General features: G+C 44.6%; 19 protein-coding genes. 3 read left to right on the top strand and 16 right to left on the bottom strand.

Annotated features, from left to right (window positions below):
- The 12 genes from ispC to E8M12_RS16500 form a co-directional block, all read right to left on the bottom strand.
- Window positions 1-1236, bottom strand: a complete 1236-nt coding sequence (gene ispC, locus E8M12_RS13060; RefSeq protein WP_136736670.1) for a 1-deoxy-D-xylulose-5-phosphate reductoisomerase — start codon at window positions 1234-1236, stop codon at window positions 1-3.
- A gap of 6 nt (window positions 1237-1242) precedes the next feature.
- On the bottom strand, window positions 1243-2121 hold the full coding sequence (locus tag E8M12_RS13055) for a phosphatidate cytidylyltransferase (RefSeq protein ID WP_136736668.1): 879 nt from the start codon (window positions 2119-2121) through the stop codon (window positions 1243-1245).
- Between the two features lie 53 nt (window positions 2122-2174).
- Window positions 2175-2894, bottom strand: a complete 720-nt coding sequence (uppS, locus tag E8M12_RS13050; RefSeq protein WP_136736666.1) for a polyprenyl diphosphate synthase — start codon at window positions 2892-2894, stop codon at window positions 2175-2177.
- Between the two features lie 130 nt (window positions 2895-3024).
- Entirely contained in the window at window positions 3025-3546 is a 522-nt protein-coding gene (gene frr, locus E8M12_RS13045; protein ID WP_438363462.1) for a ribosome recycling factor, read from the bottom strand.
- A 75-nt stretch (window positions 3547-3621) separates the two neighbouring features.
- Complete coding sequence (gene pyrH, locus E8M12_RS13040; protein WP_136736663.1) at window positions 3622-4362, bottom strand: UMP kinase; 741 nt, start codon at window positions 4360-4362, stop codon at window positions 3622-3624.
- Window positions 4363-4502: 140 nt separating this feature from the next.
- The gene (gene tsf, locus E8M12_RS13035; RefSeq protein ID WP_136736661.1) at window positions 4503-5342 is read right to left on the bottom strand and encodes a translation elongation factor Ts; all 840 of its coding nucleotides are present in this window, start codon (window positions 5340-5342) and stop codon (window positions 4503-4505) included.
- A gap of 102 nt (window positions 5343-5444) precedes the next feature.
- Entirely contained in the window at window positions 5445-6173 is a 729-nt protein-coding gene (gene rpsB, locus E8M12_RS13030) for a 30S ribosomal protein S2 (protein ID WP_136736659.1), read from the bottom strand.
- Between the two features lie 942 nt (window positions 6174-7115).
- The gene (cspE, locus tag E8M12_RS13025) at window positions 7116-7328 is read right to left on the bottom strand and encodes a transcription antiterminator/RNA stability regulator CspE (RefSeq protein WP_136736658.1); all 213 of its coding nucleotides are present in this window, start codon (window positions 7326-7328) and stop codon (window positions 7116-7118) included.
- 347 nt (window positions 7329-7675) lie between these two features.
- A complete protein-coding gene (locus tag E8M12_RS13020; protein ID WP_136736656.1) occupies window positions 7676-8065 on the bottom strand; it encodes a hypothetical protein in 390 nt (129 codons plus the stop codon).
- A gap of 60 nt (window positions 8066-8125) precedes the next feature.
- Window positions 8126-8860 carry an SIMPL domain-containing protein gene (locus E8M12_RS13015; protein ID WP_136736655.1) on the bottom strand — a complete coding sequence of 245 codons (735 nt, stop codon included), beginning with the start codon at window positions 8858-8860 and terminating at the stop codon, window positions 8126-8128.
- A gap of 60 nt (window positions 8861-8920) precedes the next feature.
- A complete protein-coding gene (locus E8M12_RS13010) occupies window positions 8921-9418 on the bottom strand; it encodes a TFIIB-type zinc ribbon-containing protein (protein WP_136736653.1) in 498 nt (165 codons plus the stop codon).
- Between the two features lie 676 nt (window positions 9419-10094).
- Window positions 10095-10601 (bottom strand): hypothetical protein, encoded by a 507-nt coding sequence (locus tag E8M12_RS16500; RefSeq protein ID WP_246034141.1) that lies wholly within the window; start codon window positions 10599-10601, stop codon window positions 10095-10097.
- A 268-nt stretch (window positions 10602-10869) separates the two neighbouring features.
- Between E8M12_RS16500 and map the strand changes: the two genes are divergently transcribed.
- The 3 genes from map to dapD all read left to right on the top strand — a co-directional run bounded on the left by map (window position 10870) and on the right by dapD (window position 15340).
- Entirely contained in the window at window positions 10870-11727 is an 858-nt protein-coding gene (gene map / locus E8M12_RS13000) for a type I methionyl aminopeptidase (protein ID WP_281277721.1), read from the top strand.
- Between the two features lie 41 nt (window positions 11728-11768).
- A complete protein-coding gene (gene glnD / locus E8M12_RS12995; protein WP_246034140.1) occupies window positions 11769-14423 on the top strand; it encodes a [protein-PII] uridylyltransferase in 2655 nt (884 codons plus the stop codon).
- A gap of 92 nt (window positions 14424-14515) precedes the next feature.
- Entirely contained in the window at window positions 14516-15340 is an 825-nt protein-coding gene (gene dapD / locus E8M12_RS12990; RefSeq protein WP_136736649.1) for a 2,3,4,5-tetrahydropyridine-2,6-dicarboxylate N-succinyltransferase, read from the top strand.
- A gap of 53 nt (window positions 15341-15393) precedes the next feature.
- On the opposite strand, the gene kdsB is transcribed toward dapD, so the two are convergent.
- Genes kdsB through msbA form a run of 4 tightly spaced genes read right to left on the bottom strand, consistent with a single transcriptional unit; the run spans window position 15394 to window position 19161 of the window.
- Window positions 15394-16158, bottom strand: coding sequence for a 3-deoxy-manno-octulosonate cytidylyltransferase (kdsB, locus tag E8M12_RS12985; RefSeq protein ID WP_136736648.1), 765 nt, complete (start codon window positions 16156-16158; stop codon window positions 15394-15396).
- A 10-nt stretch (window positions 16159-16168) separates the two neighbouring features.
- Entirely contained in the window at window positions 16169-16348 is a 180-nt protein-coding gene (locus tag E8M12_RS12980) for a Trm112 family protein (RefSeq protein WP_136736646.1), read from the bottom strand.
- On the bottom strand, window positions 16348-17343 hold the full coding sequence (gene lpxK, locus E8M12_RS12975) for a tetraacyldisaccharide 4'-kinase (protein ID WP_136736645.1): 996 nt from the start codon (window positions 17341-17343) through the stop codon (window positions 16348-16350). Before lpxK ends, E8M12_RS12980 begins: the two co-directional genes overlap by 1 nt.
- 48 nt (window positions 17344-17391) lie before the next feature.
- Window positions 17392-19161 (bottom strand): lipid A export permease/ATP-binding protein MsbA, encoded by a 1770-nt coding sequence (msbA, locus tag E8M12_RS12970; protein WP_136736643.1) that lies wholly within the window; start codon window positions 19159-19161, stop codon window positions 17392-17394.
- Window positions 19162-19369 lie beyond the last annotated feature (208 nt).

Raw genomic sequence — 19369 nt, 5'->3', positions numbered from 1 at the left:
TTAACTTCCTTCCATCATCGCAGTAACCAAAGCGTTGGCACTGCGTCGGGCATCATTATCAACTCTGCTGACATCGTCCAGGTTGTTGATCGATGCATCCGAGAATTGTTGCATAACCTCACCATTCACCTTGGCGATATCGGTAAAGCGGATGTGTTCCTGAAGAAACGCCGCAACCGCCACTTCGTTGGCGGCATTGAGGGCCGTACAGGCGCCCTGTCCTAGTTTACAGGCCTTAATGGCCAGTTGCAGGTTCGGGTAGCGGTTGGCATCCGGCGCTGCAAAATCAAATGACTGACACTGGAAAAAATCAAAATCAGCAACCCCCGCGTCGATTCGCTCCGGGTAAGCAAGGGCATGGGCGATAGGGGTACGCATATCCGGGTTGCCGAGTTGCGCCAGAACCGAGCCATCTTTGTACTGCACCATTGAATGAATCGAACTTTGTGGATGCAATACTACCTGAATATCATCAACATCAAGGTTAAACAGCCATTTGGCTTCAATAAACTCCAGGCCTTTATTCATCATCGTTGCTGAGTCTACGGATATTTTCCGCCCCATATCCCAGTTTGGATGAGCGCATGCCTGCTCTGGCGTAACCTGCTGAAGCTGCTCGATGGGAAGTTCACGAAATGGTCCGCCAGAGCCCGTCAGCAATATTTTGTTTACGCCGTGCTCAGCAATATTGGCATCGGTAGAATGTGTCTGCATGCCAGTGGGCAAACACTGAAAAATGGCATTATGTTCACTGTCAATCGGCAGCAACAGCGCTTTCGAGGCACGTAACGCATCGATAAAAATTTGTCCCGAGCAGACCAGGGCTTCCTTATTGGCGAGCAATACCCGCTTATCCGCTTTGATCGCGGCTAAGGTCGGTAACAGGCCACTGGCGCCGACAATGGCTGCCATGACAATTTCTGCATCAACACTGGCGGCTATTTGTTCAAGTGCCTGTTTACCTGACAATACCTCAATCTGTTGCTGATGCTGTGTGTTGAGGTTTTCCCTGAGTCGCTGCGCCGCCTGCTCACAGACCATTACAACGGTTTTCGGATTGAACTCCAGGCATTGGCTTAACATCAGATCATCGCGATGATTGGCGCTTAACGATAGTACCCGGTATTTATCGGGGTGACGACGAATCACATCCAGCGTACTCTGGCCAATTGAACCGGTTGAACCGAGAATACAGACGCCCTGAGGTACAATTGCCGAACTGTGATTACTACTCATGGATGTTTACCAACCAAAGGTAACGTAACACAAAGCAAATACCGGTGCGGTCGCGGTAAGGCTGTCAATGCGATCCAGCACCCCGCCATGCCCCGGCAGAATCGAACCACTGTCCTTAACCCCTGCCTGGCGTTTGAGCATGCTTTCGGTTAAATCACCTAATACCGAAACGGTGCTAATCAGTAATGCCAGTACAACCGCCAAAGCAAGTTGCGACACCTGCCAGTTAAGACTAAAACCGATGATCAATACCGCTACAGCAGCACTTACATTGCCGCCAAAAAATCCTTCCAGGGTTTTACCCGGACTTACATTTGGCATCAGTTTATGTTTGCCAAAACGTTTGCCAGCAAAATAAGCACCAATATCGGCACTCCAGACCATAACAAACAGCAACAGCACTAACCAGCTACCATGAAATTCATCGACATTAATATCAGCACTTCTGAGAACCAGAAATGCCAGCCAGGTAGGAACCAGAATAAACAGGCCAAACAAACCACGAACGCTGCGGCGAGACACCCAGAAACTGGAAAATCTTGGATAGTTTAAAATCAGAACGACGGTAAATAACCAAAACGCTGAAGCGATAGATAATACCCAAACGGCAACAGGGTTCAGTGAACTTGAACCGCCATCGTCGATAAGCCAGATTTGCTCCGGTGGTAACAACTGCCACAGGGCAACAATGGCGATACAAATACCAGCGACAAAGGCAATACGGCGACGTTTATTGTCAAAGCCCATTAACGGGCCCCATTCCCAGGCGCCAATCGCCATAACCAACAACAAAGCCGCTGCCAGCCACGGCAGGCTCAGAAAAAATATGGCTGCAATTGCTAGTGGCGCAAGAATTACAGCGGTAATAATACGTTGTTTTAACAAACGTGCTTCCTTTTATAACAATATAAACCTGAACGATATTCGCCCGGTTTATCTCAGATGCCGCGAACCTGCTCGCCGGTTTGACCAAATCGACGCTCGCGTTGGGTAAACGCTTCCAGCGCTTGTTTAAACGCATCTGCATCAAATTCCGGCCACAGCTTTTCGGTAAAGAAAAACTCGGCGTAAGCCGCCTGCCAAAGCAGGAAATTGCTGATTCGGTAATCGCCACCAGTGCGGACCAAGAGATCCAATTCCGGTAGCTGAGACAACTGAATATGATTGTTGAGCATTTGCTCATTTATTGCATCGAGGCTAATCTGGCCGTTAACAGCCTGCTGAGCGATTTTTTGACAAGCTTGAGTGATATCCCAGCGACCACCATAATTAGCGGCCACCGATAACACCATCGCGTCATTATTTTTAGTTAGTTGCTCTGCCTCAATAATTTTTTCTTGTAGTTTTTGAGAAAAGCGCTGTTTGTCGCCAATCAGCTGAAAGCGGATATTGTGCTTGTGCAGGCGGTTGACTTCGCGAGTCAGTACAAACATGAACAAGTCCATCAGTACACTGACTTCTTCAGGCGGGCGTTTCCAGTTCTCACTACTAAACGCAAACAGCGTCAACGCTTTGATCCCCAGTTCACGTGCTGTGGTAACTGTAGAGCGCACGGTTTCGACACCGGCCCGGTGGCCGGCCACCCTACCCTTGCCCTGTCGTTGAGCCCAACGACCATTACCGTCCATGATGATAGCAACGTGCTGCGGTACCGACATGATTTCCCTTTAACTTACACTTTTCTTTCTATGATCTAGCATCATATAAAAATGCCGTACGTTTTACCAAAATAACCTGAAATAAATCCGGTTATTTGATAGAAAATACGGCAATCCCGATGAAAATCGATTAGATTTCCATGAGTTCTTTTTCTTTCTCAGCAGCTAACGCGTCACACTGCTTGATAAATTCATCAGTAATTTTTTGAATTTCGTCTTCAGCCTGACGTGCTTCATCATCGCTAATTTCTTTTTCTTTATTCAGACTCTTGATGTCAGAGTTGGCATCACGACGAATATTGCGAATAGCGATTTTTCCACTTTCAATTTCACCGCCAACCACTTTAACCAGGTCGCGACGACGCTCTTCCGTCAGTGGCGGCAGAGGAATACGAATCAGGGTGCCCTGTGACGAAGGGTTCAAACCCAAGTCCGATGCCATTATCGCCTTTTCAACCGCACCGATCATCGCCTTATCAAATACCGTAATCGCGATGGTACGCGCATCTGGTGTAGAAATGTTACCCACCTGGTTTAACGGAGTATCCATACCGTAGTATTCAACCGAGATATTATCGAGCAACGATGCGTGCGCGCGGCCGGTACGAATTTTATTCAGGTTAGTTTTTAACGCTTCGACGCTCTTACCCATACGGCTTTTGGCATCTTGTTTGATGTCGTTAATCAAAATATTCTTCCTTCTGTAAACCTGTGTGTTAACAGGAGTTTAATTCAAATTCTCTACGTGGTCGATAACGGTACCTTCGTCACCGCCAAGAATAATAGATTTCAATGCACCTTCTTTATTCATGTTAAAAACACGAATCGGCATCGAGTGGTCCCGTGCCAGCGTGAAAGCCGCCAAATCCATTACTTTTAATTCTTTATCAAGCACTTCCGAGTAGGAAAGCTGCGAATACAATTGTGCTTCAGGGTTCTTCACCGGGTCATCTGAGAAAATACCGTCAACCTTAGTGCCCTTAAATACCGCATCGGCTTCGATTTCAATGCCGCGCAGACAGGCCGCTGAATCGGTGGTAAAAAATGGATTACCGGTACCGGCGGAAAAAATCACAACACGCCCGGATTTCAACAGGCTGATGGCCTCGGCCCAGTTGTAGCTGTCACAAACACCCGTCAGGTCAATCGCCGACATGAGTCGCGCATTTACAAATGCCCGATGCAGGGCATCACGCATCGCCAGGCCATTCATCACAGTCGCTAACATGCCCATTTGGTCACCAACCACACGATTCATGCCCGCTTCCGCTAACCCTTTACCGCGGAACAGATTACCACCACCAATCACCAGGCCAACCTGTACGCCCATCTCAATCAATTCTTTGATTTCATGCGCCATACGGTCAAGGATTTTTGGGTCAATGCCAAAACCTTCATCCCCCATCAGGGCTTCACCACTAAGTTTGAGTAAAATACGACGGTATGCTGGTTTGGGGTTGGTGCTCATAAAATAAACATTCCTTGGGGTAGTTAAAAAAATAGCCACGGACATTTCTGACCGCGGCTATTTTAATACGTTTATCAGACTTTAAAAAGTCCTAAAAGAAAATAACGCTGTAAACGGCTTTGCAGCCCAGTAAAAGGTGATTATTCGCCTTTTGCTGCAGCAATTTGCGCTTCTACTTCAGCAGCAAAATCTTCTTCTTTCTTCTCGATACCTTCACCAACTTCCAGGCGAACGAAAGTAGAAACAGATACACCTTTCTCTTTCAGTACGTCACCAACAGTACGCTTTGGTTCCATGATGAAAGGTTGACCTGTTAAAGAAATTTCACCGGTGAATTTCTTCATGCGGCCAGAAACCATTTTCTCAGCGATTTCAGCAGGCTTACCTTCGTTCATCGCGATGTCGATTTGAATGGCTTTTTCTTTTTCTACAACGTCAGCTGGTACGTCTTCAGGATTTACGTACTCTGGCTTAGAAGCGGCAACGTGCATTGCAACGTGCTTAAGGGATTCTGCATCGCCTTCACCAGCAACAACAACACCAATCTTAGCGCCGTGCTTGTAAGAAGCCAGGTTTGCACCTTCAACATAAGCTACACGACGAACATTGATGTTTTCGCCGATTTTAGCAACAAGAGCAATACGCTCTTCTTCGAACTGAGCTTGTAATTCTTCGATTGAAGGCTTAGAAGCGGCAGCAGCATCTGCTACTTTGTTAGCAAATGCTAAGAAATTGTCATCTTTTGCAACGAAGTCTGTCTGACAGTTAACTTCAACTAAAGCACCATCTTTGATGATGATTTGACCTTCAGCAGCGATGTTACCAGCCTTTTTAGCAGCTTTTGCCTGACCAGACTTACGCATATTTTCGATTGCAAGCTCCATGTTGCCGTCAACTTCTTGAAGGGCTTTCTTACAATCCATCATGCCAGCGCCAGTACGCTCGCGTAATTCTTTAACCATTGCAGCAGTAATTGCCATGAGTTAATTCCTCGAAAATAAGTATGAAAACAGGCTGACTGGATGACCAGTCAGCCGAGATACAATGTGCTAATAATTTCGTTATTCTAACGAATAAAGCAATTATTCAGCTTCAACGAAACCGTCTTTTTCAGCTTGAACAGCAATGTTTGACTCACGGCCTTCGATTACAGCGTTTGCTGCAGAATCAAGGTATAAGCTCACTGCACGGATTGCATCATCGTTACCTGGGATGATGTAATCAACGCCGTCAGGGTTTGAGTTGGTATCAACAACAGAAACAACTGGGATACCTAAGTTGTTAGCTTCTTTGATTGCAATGTGCTCGTGGTCAGCATCGATAACGAAGATAGCGTCTGGAAGGCCACCCATGTTTTTGATACCACCAAGGCTTTTCTCAAGCTTTTCCATTTCACGAGTACGCATTAATGCTTCTTTTTTAGTTAAAGCATCGAAAGTACCGTCAGTGCTTTGAGTTTCAAGATCTTTCAGACGCTTGATAGATTGACGAACAGTTTTCCAGTTAGTCAACATACCACCTAACCAGCGGTGGTTTACGTAGAATTGATCACACTTTAGCGCTGCTTCTTTCACGGCATCACTTGCTGCACGCTTAGTACCAACGAATAATACTTTACCTTTCTTAGCAGAAACGCCAGATAAGAAAGCCAGGGCATCGTTGAATAGTGGTACAGTTTGCTCAAGGTTGATGATATGAACTTTGTCACGAGCACCAAAAATGTATGATTTCATTTTTGGGTTCCAGTAACGGGTTTTGTGACCGAAGTGTACGCCGGCCTTAAGCATATCGCGCATAGAAACGTTTGGCATTTTTAAATCCTCTTTGGGGTTAAGCGTCCATACATCCCGTATTACCGACCGCATCTGATAACCATCAGTGCAGCACCCCGGAATACGTTTGCCGATGTATGTGAGTTTTTAATTAATAATGTTCAAAATTGAACCCGAACCCATGTTCAAAACCTGTGGCTTGATCACGGGCGGTGCTTTATACCATTTAACCGCTCAAAAATAAAGCGATGGCGTGAAAAAATGTTGTTTAAGGGCAAGCTTTAAGCTGTAAGTCTCAAGCTGTAAGAGGATAGTTTAAATTGGGGTGAGGACTGCGTCGGTGAGGACGTTGTCGGTTATGGCCATGGATTGGCCTGTATGCCAAAAATGCAGGAGCAATTTTTGGTGAGGACGTTGTCGAAGTTTTTAGTATAGTCATTGCGGAGTAGGCCGTAATCTCGTTTTTTTGGCAAAATTCAAGCCCGCCTAAACGGCGGCTTTGTGCTGTGAGTTCAACTATTGGCGATTCACAGCCAATAGCTGCCCGTTAGCAATTGCTAACGTAAGAGCTTAATGAGTTTTTATTCCGCAAATATATGGCAAGAGAACTCGTAGTAATTAACTCCTGCCTTAGCAGTTTAAATCTACCTGTAAATGACCCTGCAGTGCCTCATTATTTCTGTGAGATTATATTGCCACTAACCACGTAATAAAATTTCGAGTATCGATAGCATTCTCAAAACTGACGCTTTTTAACTTTTGTTTGTCTTTAAAAACAACGCTGAATTTGTTGACTGATATTGTTGAAATTGGTGGTCTCGCATCGACGGTTACACCATTTATTGTATGAAACATATATTTAATCTTATATAAAAGAGAGAAGGGATACTGTAATACAGTAATTGAGGATTAATTCCAGGAGAGAGTTTTACGGTAATTTAAAAAGGCTAGTTATTTCCAGCCTTTTACATATCTAATTTACTAGATAGCAACAACATTTGCCGCTTGCGGGCCTTTTTGACCTTGCTCAATAGTGAACTGAACTTGTTGGCCTTCCGCTAAAGACTTAAAGCCTTCCGAAACGATAGAACGAAAATGAACGAAAACGTCCTTCCCGCCTTCACTTGGTGTTAAAAAACCAAAACCTTTATCTTCATTAAACCACTTTACTACGCCAGTTACAGAATTAGTCATATTACGAACCTTTTATAAATTAAAAATCTGGTGAAAACTCACCGATATTGCATTAGATGAAACAAGTAAAACATTAGCCAGTAAAGCAAATGTAGATACAAGTTCGACTTAAAATAAATAAAAAGAAGAAAGAGAAACGCAAAGTGCAGTAATAGATAAAGCTTTAATTTTCTAAAGCCAGTTAATGGTACGCTAGTTTCGTTGATGTGTACACATTTATTTAACTGAATAAGTTCCGACTAGTATTATCATTGGTTGCATAAACATCGCTTTTAAAGATTTTGAATGACTGTAGATCGCTCTAACCAGACCTTAACCTTTTCGATTGCAAATTAGAATATTTCAGCTTAGTCATCAAATTTATGTTCAAGAAACATATTTAATAAATTTTTAGATGATTCAAATGAATTATCTAGTAAATCTGTTACATGTTTAGGTTCTAGTCTTTCCACAAACCCAAACCACTTCTTCACTAATTCAGGTCGCATGTAAAAAACATAAAATATGAAACCATTATCCTCCGGCACTGCTGAAAATGTAATTCCTCTTTTATTCAGAGTATCGATAAATTCGATCGAAGGATTATAGTGTACAGTTTCGAGTGGGTTATCAGTAAACTTCTTTAGCTCTGAACCCCAAGGATATGCCTCAAACGTTACTAAAATATCTTCTTTAGATATCGCACCTTTTTGAATTACTTTTTCGTTTGTTGGGTCACAAATAGTCCACTTATACAATAGCTATCCCTCATTTTTTATTTGAGCGCCTGTAGTTCGCTCATTTCGGACTAAGGCCTGTTAATTAACATCTAAGTCAAAGACTACTCTGACTGACTCTTCAAATGTAATCTCAGCTTCAAGATATTTTCCAGGCACCAAATCAACTTTTTTGACCCTAGAGCCTGTAACCTCAATCATCTCAATACTTTCGTTAGCCCCATATTTGTATTCATAATTCGAAGAGTTCCTCATCTCGTTTATGCTATAAATCTTTCCTAGTTGAGAGTCAAAAGCTTCTGCGAGTTCATTGGCTCGGTCTTTCGCATCTTGAATGGCTAACTTTTTCGCTTCCTTCCTTAATGAATTGGCTTTAGTAGATTTCAGTACGATATCTTCGATTTCGTTTAGCTCCGCGCTGAGGGCAAAATTGAGAAGCTTATTTAAATCCTTTAATTGGCTCAACGTCACTTTCAATGTGCGAGATGCAACGTACCCATTAACGAGCGGTTCGCCTTCATCCGAGTAATCTATGTTAGGTTCTGTCACGATATTTGACGCTGATACATCTTTATTCGATATATTGAAATCAGGCAGTCCCTTTAGAAAGTTGTTCACTTTCAAATCAACGTCCCGCTTCGCGTCAAAGCTAGTATCTTTGACACTTTCAACATTTAGTTCGATCACTGCGAGATCAGGGATAGTTGTTAGTGATGCAGAACCAGTTATAGATATGTGACGGTGATTTGGAAGTTCCGAGCCAGCTATTGAACTAAAAGACATGAACAATATCGTTATAGTTATTATAAATTTCATTAGACATCCTTGTATGATTTAGCAGAAATGACTGTCTCTTGTTCTCTCTATCAGACAAATTTAAAAGTCACTGATTAAATAAAATGCCGCTTCAAGTACAGAGCTCACCCGATCTTGTGAGTAACGTATTCTAGGGTGCATTGGGGCCTCAATATTCGGAATATACGTATCGTTTTTAAGCTCTACTCTCAATAATGCTCGTTCTCTTTCTGTTAAATGGTTGTCATGCAACTTTGAAAGTTCCCCAGTATCAAGCCAAATACCGCCACAGCCTGGGCATTCATCTATCTCAACTACCTTGAGAGGACTAAAGTATCTTCTCATCATTACGATGTTATCGCACTTGGGGCAATTGACTCTTTGTGTTTCATCCAATACTGAATTTTCAAATTGCCTCAAATGTTTAACTAATGCAGATCCTCGAACACTTTGTGGATCTTTGAAGTTACATAATTCTGTATTATCAAAAAATACTCCACCACAACTCTCTGATACCTCTAAAGAAATACCACCTACTTTAATTGTTTTTAATTTCGTACCTGTTCTAGGACATCTCACTAAATAATTCCCTTTTATCTTTTATACTGTTCGATTATTAAAACCAAAAGGTCTATTTATCGTTCATTAGAACCAGTCACATTACCCTTCTGGCTCGCTCGTTTTCGACTTCACTGGCTGAACAATCGCTAAAACACATATAAAAAAGGCTAAGGGACTACAACAATAAATTAGAGTTTTTCTAACTAATTCATCCTCAATAGATGCTGTAGAAAATAACAATAAAAATAATATACCTAAATTAAGCAACGCTACCGATAACCATTGAAGAAAATTCCCGTGATAACTTTTATTTCCACAGGACCTGCAGGTAATAACAGAAGCTACGAAGACTTCTTTGACACTAATATGATGGTTACAGTATGGACACTGGTTTTTCATCTAAACTTCCTTGATAAAAATTTGGTATTGGCTCGCGAGGTATTCAGGTGTTTTGAATGACTCTAAATCGCTAACAAGACATTAACCTTTTCAATCAGTTAACGTCAACTTTGTAGCGGCTGCCGTGTTTAGTTAGTTGCCCAGACTTCCTGGGCACCGAGTGCGGGATAACGGCAGATAGGTCTATAGGGTGCTGAGTTCAAGGGCCGAACGTCACAGCTTAACGAAATCAACACACTACCGATAGCACATCTAACACTGGCCATAATCGCCGGTTAAAAATTGTGAGAACCGTTTACCACAGGTATCCCAGTTGGAGCGATAATTGAGGAGAATCATAATCACCTTTTCCAATGGTGAGTCCGGGTTCAATATAGAACCCATTGAAGTCGATCGTTGTAGAAACACCAACATAAGTCCACTCGTCTACGTCATTCATACTATCTTCTGTACGAGTATGTCCGACTGTTGCATTGATCGTTGTCAAGTAACTGTGTTTTATATCGTAGAAAGGGATTCCCAACTCAATTCCTCGTATGTTGTCCCCCCAATATCCACCGGAAAAATGCAGCCTATCCCCCTTATAGACGAAATTAATCAAAGATGGCGTCCCCACCGATAAACCAAATTTAGCTTCTTTTGAAAATGCAGTTGAGGATAATAGTAAAGATGCAGTGACCATGACTGACAGCAACGTTGACTTCACAATAAAAGTTCCTTTTTTAACTAAAAATCGATAGTACGCCAAACAGTCAGGAAGAGCAAAAAAAACCAACCTATTCAAAGTGTTAAACAACACCATCCAAAATAACCTCCTAAAAATAGGATTCCAGCCATGGCAGCGGAGTTGCAATCATGGCGGATATAATCGAATTTCACAGATGCACCAATCATCCGCGAATCAACGCGTTATACTCTTTCATTAAACAGGCGTGAAACCAACCGTGTAAAACATCGCTACAGGTCTTATAAATTCTTGGCTCAGGTAGCATAACCCCTTATTTTGGGTTATTATTTCGGCTCATTTACGCCCGCTCCCAAAATCACATGGGAGTGTTTTCAGCCAATCTTTGAGGAATAGAATGAGTATTGCCATAAAAAGCGAAAGTGACATCGAACATATGCGTGCCGCGGGCAAACTGGCCGCCAGTGTTCTGGAAATGATTGAACCCCATGTCAAAGCTGGTGTAACAACCGCTGAACTGGACGCTATTTGTGCTAATTACACAGCAGAAAACAATGCTCTATCCGCACCACTGAATTATGGCGCTGATGCCGATGGCGAGGGTGGATTTCCGAAATCCATCTGTACGTCGGTAAACCATGTGGTTTGTCACGGTATTCCTTCAGAGCAAACGTTACAGGACGGCGATATCATCAATATCGACATAACCTGCAAGATATCTTTTGACAGTGACGATACGCCCGAGGACGAAAAAACCTATTACCATGGTGATACCTCGAAAATGTTTTTGATTGGTAATGTCAGCCCTGAAAATCGTCGCCTGTGCCGTATTACCCAGGAAAGTCTGTATCAGGCAATTCGTAAAGTGAAGCCTGGCGCGAAATTTAACGAAATTGGTGCCACCATTCAGAAGTACATCAAAAAAGCCGGGCGTTACGGGATCGTTAAAGACTTCTGTGGTCATGGCATCGGTACCGTATTTCACGAAGAGCCACAAATTCTGCACTATAAAAATGGTGATGCCCGGGTTATGAAAGAAGGCATGATTTTTACCATTGAACCCATGATTAACCTGGGTAAAGGCGGTACCGTACTCGACAAAAACGACGGCTGGACGGCATATACTGTCGATGGTAAAAACTCCGCCCAGTGGGAACACACCATTCTGGTGACCAAAACTGGTTGTGAAATTCTTACCCATCGCCAGGAAGAGAAAGAATTACCAAGGGTCCTGGTTAATTAATCTGTCAATGTTCTGCCCGTAAATAAGGATGGTTTAGCACTGTGGTTGACACTAGTATCTTACCCGCTCATTTTAAAGAGCAGCTTTCACTGGCGGCACCAGCAATGTCGCTCAGTGATTTTCAACAGCAAAGTGAAGCGTTTTATCAATGGCTGCAGCAATCATTTGCTGCCCATGAAGTGACTGAGCTGGTTCACACCAGGGCCGAGTATGTGGATCTGGTGCTGAAAAAGATATGGTGCCAGCAGCATCTGGATGAACATCAAATCGCCTTGATGGCCGTCGGTGGTTATGGGCGTGGCGAACTCCACCCCTACTCTGATATTGACATTTTGATCCTGACCCAGAAAAACCTGAGTCAGGAACTGCAGGATTATATCGGTGCTTTTATTACCCAGTTATGGGATATTCGCCTCGACATCGGCCACAGCGTCCGTAGTGTTAAAGAATGCATAAAACTGGCCAGCAAAGACATCACCATTGCCACCAACCTGCTGGAATCAAGGCTGATCTGTGGTAACCAGGCCCTTGCCGATGAATTATGGCCGCAACTTTGGGTTAAAAACTTCTGGCCATCAGAAAAGTTCTTTATCGCCAAACGCAATGAACAGTTTAAACGTCACCAGCAATATAAGGGTGCGGCCTATACGCTTGAGCCAAACCTGAAGGCCAACCCTGGAGCGTTGCGCGACATTCAGAATATTTCCTGGGTCGCGATGCGCCATTTTCACGCTGATAGTTTGTATGAGCTGGTTCAGCATGATTACCTGACCCTCAATGAATTTTACGAGTTAATGGAATGTCAGGACTATTTATGGCGGATGCGTTTTGCCCTGCACTTAATTGCCGGTCGCAGTGAAAACCGCCTGTTGTTTGACTATCAGGGTGATGTCGCTCGCCTGATGGGGTTTGGCGAAGATGGCAAAAAGGCCATTGAACGCATGATGAAACGGTTCTTCCGGGTTATCAATTACGTTTCCGAACTGAATGAAATGTTGCTCCAGCATTTCCAGCAAGCGATCTTGAACCACGACGTGAAGCAACCGGACGTGGATATCGACAAAGATTTCATGATGGTCGGAAATCTGATCCAGGCCAAGAATTATCGCGCCTTTGTACGACCAGAAATGATGCTGAAAATCTTTCTGGTGATCGCCGATAATCCGCAAATTAAAGGAATTCATTCCGATACCATTCGCCTGTTACGAAACTCCCGCCGCCGATTAATTTCTGAGCTGATCGATTACGCCGAGTGTCGACGCCTGTTTATGGCGTTAATGCGCCATCCCCGCGGTCTTGGACGTGCATTTAACTTAATGTATCGCCATGAAATGCTGGGCCATTATTTACCCGAATGGCAAAACATAGTCGGACAAATGCAGTTTGACTTATTTCACGCTTACTCCGTTGATGAGCATAGCTACCGACTCATTAAAAACCTGTATCGTTTTTCCCTGCCAGAACACAATCATGAATTTCCCCTGTGCAGCAAGATCGTGCAACGCATTCGTAAACCGGAACTGTTGTATATCGCCGGTATTTTCCATGATATTGCCAAAGGCCGGGGCGGCAGCCACAGCGAACTGGGTGCGGTCGATGCGATAAACTTTGGTGAAATGCATGGCCTCACCAAACATGACACCAAGATGATTTCCTGGTTAGTTAAGTACCATTTACTGATGTCAGTCACCGCCCAGCGTCGTGATATATCCGACCCTAATGTGATCCGCGAATTTGGCAAAATCGTCCGCGATGAAGCGCACCTGGATTACCTGTATTGCCTGACCGTGGCTGATATGCGCGCTACCAACGAAAGCTTATGGAATAGCTGGAAAGGCAATTTGCTGGAAGAGCTATACTATGCCACCAAAAGCGCCCTGCGCCGCGGTCTGGAAAAGCCGGTGGAATACCGGGCGCAAATCAAAGAAAATCAGCAGCAGGCGTTAATGTTGTTGAATCAGGATGAAATTAGCAAAGATTTAATCAAACCAGTCTGGAAGCAATTCAAGCCAGATTATTTCCTGCGCTACAGTCCTCAGCAAATTCGCTGGCATTCTAAAGCAATCTTTACTCACGATCGCTCTTCACCATTAGTGTTGGTAAGCCCTAAGCCTTATCGTGGTGGTACCGAAGTATTCATTTACACTAAAGATAAAGAAAATATTTTTGCGACTATCGTGGCAGTATTAGGCGGCAAGAAACTGTCTATCCATGATGCGAAAATTTTGACCAGTAAAGACGGATATACCTTAAACACGTTTGTAGTGTTGGACAGTAAAGGCCATGCATTAAAAGATGATTATCATATGCAGGATATTAAAGACTCGCTGACGCATTACCTCCAGTCTAAAGAGCCAGTATTAATTGTGCCTCAGCCAATTCCCCTTAAATTCAGGCAATTTAATATTCCGACGCAGGTCAGTTTTATGCCCTATAACAATGCCAAAATGACCTCGATGGAGCTGGTTGCTTTGGACAGGCCCGGATTACTTGCGGAAATTGGCAAGGTGTTCCAGGAACAGGGGTTGAGTATCCATTCGGCAAAAATCACCACCTTTGGCGAGCGTGCGGAGGACATGTTCCTGATCTCAACCAAAGATAACCATGCATTGAGTGAGCAGCAACAAATGGAGCTGGAACAGAAACTTTGTCTGATCAACAAACCGTTAGCAAAAATTAAAACAGCAGCTTACTGATGCTGCCAACGCCCTCCTGCCAACCCGGCAGGAGGGATGTCACAGAAAAAAACATCAAAAAAATTATACGCAATCTAAACAGGAATTTATCGATGCAAGACATTCAAAACATCATTGAACAGGCTTTTGAAGACAGAGCCAACATCAGTCCCAACAGTGTGGATCCTGAAGTCAAAAACTCGATTCTAGCGGCACTGGATCTTCTCAATAAAGGTCACGCCCGCGTGGCTGAAAAAGTTAACGGCGACTGGGTTGTTAATCAATGGTTGAAAAAAGCGGTTTTACTATCGTTTCGGATTAACGATAACCAGGTAATGCATGCCGGCGAGAGTACCTATTTTGATAAGGTGCCACTGAAATATGAAGGATATGGTCGCGCTGATTTTAATAACGATGGCGTACGCGTGGTTCCTGGCGCCAGTGTTCGCACCGGCAGCTTTATCGGTAAAAATGTAGTGGTGATGCCTTCGTTTGTGAATATTGGAGCCTTTGTCGATGACGGTTGTATGATTGATACCTGGGCAACCGTGGGCTCTTGTGCACAAATTGGTAAAAATGTTCATCTGTCCGGTGGCGTTGGCATCGGTGGTGTTCTTGAGCCGCTGCAGGCCGGTCCGACAATCATTGAAGACAACTGTTTTATCGGTGCCCGCTCGGAAATTGTTGAAGGCGTTATCGTTGAGGAAGGTTCAGTGATCTCCATGGGCGTTTATATCGGCCAGTCAACGAAGATCTTTGATCGGGAGACCGGAGAAGTTCACTATGGCCGCGTACCAGCAGGCTCCGTGGTAGTACCTGGCACCCTGCCATCGAGCTGCGGTACCTGTCAGCTATATGCTGCCATCATCGTCAAAAAAGTCGATGCTAAAACCCTGGCAAAAACCGGTATTAACGAATTACTTCGCTCGGTCGATTAACATCTGGAAAACGAAATGCAATGGCGAGTCGGGTTACACCCGACTCGTTATGCTCAGAGCGATGCTGCATAACGCCTGGCTTTTTCCAGGTCCTCGGCGGTATCCACCCCTTCAACCGGCAAATGACTGACGGCCTGCTGGACATGGATCTTTTCTCCCTGGAACAATACCCGTAATTGCTCAAGTGCCTCTATCTGCTCCAACTCAGATTCTGGCCATGCGACATAATCGCTGATAAAGCCTGCCCGATAGGCATAAATGCCAAGGTGGCGCAAATATTTAGTACGCAGCTCATCACGGCTCTGCTGGATACTAAACTGATCCCTGTCGAATGGAATGCTGGCCCTGGAGAAATACAGGGCATACCCTTGATGATCACAAACCACTTTAACCACATTAGGGTTAAATACGTCTTCCGCAGACTGAATTTCTACTGCTAACGTTGCCATCCTCGCCATTGACTGGCTATCGAGATTTGCAGCAACCTGGGCGATGTTTTCACTCGGTATGAAAGGCTCATCACCCTGCACATTTACAATAATCTCATCGGTAGCAAACTGATATTTCTCGACGACTTCGGCAAGGCGTTCGGTTCCTGACTGATGGTCGGCACGGGTTTTACAGACATCCACCGGCAAATGGGCAATAGCATCCATGACCTGCTGATTATCGGTCGCGACAATAACTCGCGATGCGCCCGAAGCCAACGCCTTTTCGACCACCCATTCGATCATCGGCTTACCGCCGATATCCGCCAGCACTTTTCCCGGTAAGCGGCTCGACTCAAAACGAGCAGGTATAACGACAGTAAATGACATAGATACCTCGTTACTCGTCATTGGCAATTTTTCGGGCCTGGTTTTCCAGCAATACCGGAATGTCCTTTTCGATGGGATAGGCCAGGCGATCAAATTTACAGATCAGTTCTTGTTGTTCTTTATCATAAGCCAGTTTGCCCTTACAAATCGGACAAGCCAGAATATCGATCAGTTTGATATCAAAAGCCATTAGTTCAATACTCTCGTGTTAATTAATTGGGTTAAATGTTGTGCATCTGCCTCATTCAATACGCCGTCTACCGGCAAGTACCAGGCATTCTGCGGACAAAACTCCCGACATTTGACGGCATCCTTTTCTGTCATCAACAGTGGCTGCTGACTGGAAAACTGCTCAAAGTCGGTGGCGATAAATTTGTGATGGTCGACAAATCCCAATGGGTTATGCAATTGAAAATCCAGCGCCGCCAATGTGTCGAAAAAACGTTGTGGGTTGCCGATTCCGGCGAGCGCCTGGGCCTGCTTACCATGGGCTTGCTGAAATTCATCCACCGATAATGTCTTACCTGAGGCAACATGAACAAGGTGTCCCGGTTGCAGTGTCAATTGTAATTCGTCGCCCTGCGCTTCTGCGCCGTTACAAATGACAGCGTCAACCTGCTTTAATCTTGAAGGGAGTTCCCGTAACGGCCCTGCCGGTAACAACCAACCGTTGCCAAATCGTCGTTGGCCATCAATGATCACGATCTCCAGGGTTCTCTGTAATCGGTAATGCTGCAAGCCATCATCACTAATGATCACCTGGCAACCCTGCTCAACCAAACGCTGACAGTTGGCTACCCGATCCGGACCTATTACCGTTGCAACCTGACAACGCTGATAAATTAATACTGGTTCATCGCCAGCCTGCTCTGCACGAGTGTCTGCCTCCACCGTCAATGGGTAGGACTCGGCATTACCGCCATAGCCCCGTGAGGTTACGCCGACCGTGATGCCCATCTGTTGCAGTAATTTCACCAGGTAAATAACCACCGGCGTTTTGCCATTGCCACCAACCCCTATGTTTCCGACAATGATCACCGGCACACCGGCGTTAAAACTTTTCTTCAGGCCTGATGCGTACGCCCATTTTCTGAGCGAAGACAGTACCCAGAACAACAATGACAAGGGAAGCAGCAGCCACCTAAGCCAGTGATTCTGATACCAGGCCTGTTCAATTAAGCGCATGTTCCAGCCCTTCCTTTTGACCTGGTATAACCAACCTTAAGCAAGACGTTACGCCCCAAACTGAAACTTATGAAGTTGCGCATAAGCGCCGTCTTTGGCCAGTAGCTGCTGATGGTTGCCCTGTTCAATCAGCTTACCCTTTTCCATGACAACAATGTTATCAGCACTTTCGATGGTTGATAATCGATGGGCAATAACGATACAGGTGCGGTTTTGCTGCAGGAACTTTAATGCGTCCTGGATGTGTCGTTCCGATTCCGTATCCAAAGCACTGGTCGCTTCGTCCAAAATTAATATTGGTGCATCGCAAAGCAACGCCCGGGCAATCGCCACCCGCTGTCGCTGACCACCACTGAGCATCGAGCCATTCTCACCAATCACCGTTTCTAAGCCATCCGGCAGGTCTTCTGCAAATTCCAGTACGTGAGCGTGTCTGGCTGCATCGATAATTTCCTGTTCACTGGCATCCGGGCGACCATAAGCGATATTGTTGGCTAAGGTATCATTAAACAACACCACTTGCTGTGATACATAAGCAAACTGCTTACGCAGCGGTTTGAGGCGATACGCTTCGATGTTTTCACCGTCAATTGTCACCTCGCCGTCGGTAGCGCTGTAAAAACGCAGTAGCAAGGTACTGATAGTGGATTTACCGGAACCAGAACGCCCAACAAGTGCCAGCGTAGTGCCATTAGGCACGTCAAAACTGACATTATCGAGCGCCGGATTTTCGGTTCCGTCATAGGAAAAGCTGACATTTTTAAAGGAGATGTCACCACGGCTACGGGTAATATCCAGGGTACCGGTATCCGCTTCAATCGGTTGATCCAGCACTTCAAAAATACTGGTACAGGCGGCCATGCCTTTTTGAAATTCGCTGTTCACTGTGGTGAGCAGTTTTAATGGCCGTAGTAACATGATCATGGAAGTGACTACGGTGGTAAAAATACCTGGTGTCAGGTTCGCCATCATGTTTTCCATACTGGCGATATAGAGCACAAACGCCAGTGCGAATGAAGCGATGATTTGAATGACCGGCACACTGATCGCCTTAGCCGCAGCCATTTTCATCCGTTGCGAGCGGTTTTGATTATTTATTTTCGCAAACCGTTCATTTTCCCGAACCTGGCCATCAAATGTCACGACCACTTTATGACCATTAAAGCTTTGTTCGGCAGCGCCGGTCACTTCGCCCATCGCTTGCTGAATATGTTTACTCACCGCCCGGAATCGTCTTGAGACAATCACTACAATCACCGAAATAACCGGAGTGATCAGCAAAAATATCGATGATAATTGCCACGAATAGTAAAACATCAGGCCTAATAAGCCGATCACGAACGCACCTTCGCGAACTAAGGTCAAGACCGCTTTTGAGGTGGTATTAAGTACCTGTTCGGTATCATAAGTAAGCTTGGAAATTAAAGCACCGGTAGATTCTTTGTCGTGGAATGACACCGGCATGGCGAGAATATGTTCAAATAATTCCTGGCGCAGTTTCATCACCACATGGTTGCCAACCCAGGCCAGACAATAGGTACCGATAAAATGAAAAATACCACGGAATAAAAAAGCAACTAACACGAATATCGGAGCGTATTTAAGAATATCCGGATTTTCCTGGGTTAATCCTTCATCAATCAGAGGTTTAAGTTGCGAAAAAAACAGAGTGTCGATACTAGCGTAACCGAGCATACCTACAATGGATAAGATTAACCCGGCTCTGAGGCCCCGGGTATAGGTCATCAGGCGTCGAAAATTGGGCCAGGTACGGCTCTCTTTAGTGGTATGACTTTCTAAAGACGTTGTAGTTTGCATTAAAACTCTCAAGTAAAACAATACAGCTGTATTCTAACGATAATCGCCTGATCTACCAACTAAATAACTAGCTTATAGCAATTACCTCAGCAGATTTCTCATCTCGCGAGAATTGACAGTGAGATATACGATGATTTTTTATTCAGCAATCGCACTACATTTAAAAGCAATAGACATTAAGGGCATAAACATTCTTGCCGTTCAGGTT

It is taken from the genome of Thalassotalea mangrovi, from assembly GCF_005116735.1.
GTDB lineage: Bacteria > Pseudomonadota > Gammaproteobacteria > Enterobacterales > Alteromonadaceae > Thalassotalea_A > Thalassotalea_A mangrovi.
Note: the sequence above shows the minus strand (reverse complement) of the source record. Positions and strands in the feature narration are given on the sequence as shown.

What these genes read in the sequence shown, in the direction of transcription:
- kdsB (WP_136736648.1), bottom strand. Translation starts at nt 16,158, where the DNA reads ATGTCATTTACTGTCGTTATACCTGCTCGTTTTGAGTCGAGCCGCTTA.
- dapD (WP_136736649.1), top strand. Translation starts at nt 14,516, where the DNA reads ATGCAAGACATTCAAAACATCATTGAACAGGCTTTTGAAGACAGAGCC.
- E8M12_RS13015 (WP_136736655.1), bottom strand. Translation starts at nt 8,860, where the DNA reads ATGAAATTTATAATAACTATAACGATATTGTTCATGTCTTTTAGTTCA.
- E8M12_RS16500 (WP_246034141.1), bottom strand. Translation starts at nt 10,601, where the DNA reads ATGGTGTTGTTTAACACTTTGAATAGGTTGGTTTTTTTTGCTCTTCCT.
- lpxK (WP_136736645.1), bottom strand. Translation starts at nt 17,343, where the DNA reads ATGCGCTTAATTGAACAGGCCTGGTATCAGAATCACTGGCTTAGGTGG.
- E8M12_RS12980 (WP_136736646.1), bottom strand. Translation starts at nt 16,348, where the DNA reads ATGGCTTTTGATATCAAACTGATCGATATTCTGGCTTGTCCGATTTGT.
- msbA (WP_136736643.1), bottom strand. Translation starts at nt 19,161, where the DNA reads ATGCAAACTACAACGTCTTTAGAAAGTCATACCACTAAAGAGAGCCGT.
- tsf (WP_136736661.1), bottom strand. Translation starts at nt 5,342, where the DNA reads ATGGCAATTACTGCTGCAATGGTTAAAGAATTACGCGAGCGTACTGGC.
- rpsB (WP_136736659.1), bottom strand. Translation starts at nt 6,173, where the DNA reads ATGCCAAACGTTTCTATGCGCGATATGCTTAAGGCCGGCGTACACTTC.
- uppS (WP_136736666.1), bottom strand. Translation starts at nt 2,894, where the DNA reads ATGTCGGTACCGCAGCACGTTGCTATCATCATGGACGGTAATGGTCGT.
- cspE (WP_136736658.1), bottom strand. Translation starts at nt 7,328, where the DNA reads ATGACTAATTCTGTAACTGGCGTAGTAAAGTGGTTTAATGAAGATAAA.
- frr (WP_438363462.1), bottom strand. Translation starts at nt 3,546, where the DNA reads ATGGGTAAGAGCGTCGAAGCGTTAAAAACTAACCTGAATAAAATTCGT.
- pyrH (WP_136736663.1), bottom strand. Translation starts at nt 4,362, where the DNA reads ATGAGCACCAACCCCAAACCAGCATACCGTCGTATTTTACTCAAACTT.
- ispC (WP_136736670.1), bottom strand. Translation starts at nt 1,236, where the DNA reads ATGAGTAGTAATCACAGTTCGGCAATTGTACCTCAGGGCGTCTGTATT.